Genomic DNA, 2,419 nt, shown 5'->3' with positions numbered 1-2,419 from the left:
GCCTAGTTTTGATTCCGCACACCAAAACCGAATTAAATACTCTAGGGAAAATAAGCTTAAAATTCCCCAATCAAGCTGACGTAACCACATTTGCCAAGTGGCGGATAAGGGATAGGTTTGAGCCACATAAATCCCCAAAGAGAGTAAAATTAATGCCAAGATAAGCAGATTTACTGTCAGTCCGATCGCCGTGGTGACATCCTCTAAATAAAAAGCTATCTTGGCACGAAAAGAGAGCATAAATTCAGCTATCAGTAAACAGTAACCAGCAATCAATGAACTGAAAGCTCACATCTGATAACTGATAACTGATAACTGATTAAGGTAATTCCACCGAAGTTGGTTTAGCAATATGAGGCAAACCCCAACCCAATTTTTCCCGGAGGATGCGGAAGAATTCCGTAGATTGCAGACGAATAAAATGGACTTGGTGGGGCGATTTCTGCACATTAATTCGATCTTCTGGCAAGATATAAGAACCGCCATTACCGTCCACTACCATCACCATCCGGTTAGCAGTTGCTGGAAAAATATTCACAGTTTCCTTGTCAGAAAATACCAAGGATCTGGAAGCTAAAGAATGGGGACAAATGGGAGCTAATTGTAATACTGGCACATCGGGAGTTATTACCGGGCCGCCAGCGCTGAGAGCATAGGCAGTAGAACCGGTGGGAGTGGAGAGAATCACCCCATCGGCAGCGATATCGACGGGTGCGTGTTCACCAATTTGAATCTCAAAATGACACATACTGGTGAGGGGTTCCCGGTGGACGACCACCTCATTGAGAGAAAGTGCCTCCCAGAGGAGGGTATCTTCGCGAAACAGTCGCACCGTGATCATCGAGCGATTTTCGATGGTGTAGTTCCCCTCTAAAACCTGCTCTAAGGCAGGTTCAAGCTGATTTAGGTAAATTTCGGTCAAAAAGCCCATGTGTCCCGTATTGACCGTTAACAGGGGCAAATTGAGGGTGGCCAACTGCCGGGCCGCCGATAGGACTGTACCATCGCCCCCCAAAACGATCGCAAAACTTAAATCTTGCTCGAAGTGGGGGGGGACTAACTGATCGATCGGGGTAAAACAAACCGGACGAGAGGGTTTAGAATGGCCTAGCAGGCCACCGCTGCCGGTAGCCATAAACACCTGCCAACCTAGGGAAAGTAGCTGATCTTGTATCTGATGGGCTGTTTTACAAGCGATAGGCTTAATATCGTTGTAAATAATGCCGATTTTGGGCATTGACAAATTTTCCTACTGCTGAATCACGCTTTCTTTTTGAAAGGAGTTTTCTTCTTCTTCTGAGCTTTTTGTTTCTCGAAGTCGATTTCCTTGAGCTTCTTGAGAATGCGGCTAAAGTATTCTTGTAAATAGGATTCTAAAGTAGTTGTTTGACTCGGATCAAGGCCAAATACTTGATAAACTTCTTTCATTGGAGCATCAAGAGCTTGCTCTCTAGCGAGAACTTCCGCAAAAGCTAGTCGGTCAGATATATTATAGGTCCATTGGAAACAACGGCTTATTCCTCGCATAAAACGCAGTAATCCCATGGGTAAACGCCAAATTTTCCCCTCTTTACCCGATAGGCGCTCGCAAACTTCGATAATTTCTTCAGCTTTCCAAGCTTTGCTGCCGACTACGGGATAGGATTGGCCGACGGTTTCGGGGACTTCTAAAGCGCGAACGGCGAATTTAGCGATATCTTGGGTGTCCATGTAGGCGATCGCCGTACTTTCCCCCGTGATCCAGACCGTTTGATTATCTAACATCGGGATGGCGTATTGACCGATTAACCCCTGCATGAAGCCACAGGGACGGAGAATTGTATATTTTAAACCCGATTCTGCTAGAAATTTCTCGGTACAGCGTTTTATCTCCATCAAAGGCACGTTGGGATATTTTTCGGCATTGAGAATCGAGAAGAAAATAAAGCGATCAACTCCGGCAGTTTTGGCCGCTTGAATCAGATTAACTTTACCATCCCAATCCACCTGTTTAATGCTGGCTGAGTCCGTCGCCCGGGCAGTAGCGGCATCGATCACCGCGTCCATTCCCTCTAAAGCAGTAATAATCGTACTTTTATCCCGCAGGGTTCCCCCGACTAATTCCGCGCCCCATTCCTTCAAAAAAGCCGCTTTTCTCTGACTGCGTACCAAACAACGCACTTGATGTCCCTGATCGATGGCATGACGCACGATCTGTCGCCCTAGGGTTCCTGTCGCACCGACAACTAATACTTTCATCTATAATTAATTTTTTGTTACATTTGTTAACACTTCTCTAAGATACTATCAAAAAAGTGGATCATTGGGGATAGAAAAATTCTAAGATTCCCCGATCCCCGTCCAGTTCTACCATTGTTCCCACAGGTAAAGCGGCATTATCGCCATCATGACCGAAAGGTAACTCAGCAATAACCGCAAT

2 protein-coding genes and 2 pseudogenes are annotated in these 2,419 nt (G+C 45.7%); all 4 read right to left on the bottom strand.

Features of this window, described 5'->3' with window-relative positions; translation table 11 throughout:
- A pseudogene (locus PX484_RS09730) lies at positions 1-240 on the bottom strand (ion transporter); the annotation flags it as partial.
- A gap of 79 nt (positions 241-319) precedes the next feature.
- Positions 320-1,237: an NAD(+) kinase gene (locus PX484_RS09725; RefSeq protein WP_002779855.1), complete on the bottom strand. Its 918-nt coding sequence runs from the start codon at positions 1,235-1,237 to the stop codon at positions 320-322.
- Between the two features lie 23 nt (positions 1,238-1,260).
- Positions 1,261-2,238: an SDR family oxidoreductase gene (locus PX484_RS09720; protein WP_288103651.1), complete on the bottom strand. Its 978-nt coding sequence runs from the start codon at positions 2,236-2,238 to the stop codon at positions 1,261-1,263.
- Positions 2,239-2,299: 61 nt separating this feature from the next.
- Positions 2,300-2,419: pseudogene (locus PX484_RS09715) on the bottom strand (LD-carboxypeptidase); the annotation flags it as partial.

It is taken from the genome of Microcystis sp. M49636_WE2, from assembly GCF_030065375.1.
Classification (GTDB): Bacteria; Cyanobacteriota; Cyanobacteriia; order Cyanobacteriales; family Microcystaceae; genus Microcystis; species Microcystis aeruginosa_C.
Note: the sequence above shows the minus strand (reverse complement) of the source record. Positions and strands in the feature narration are given on the sequence as shown.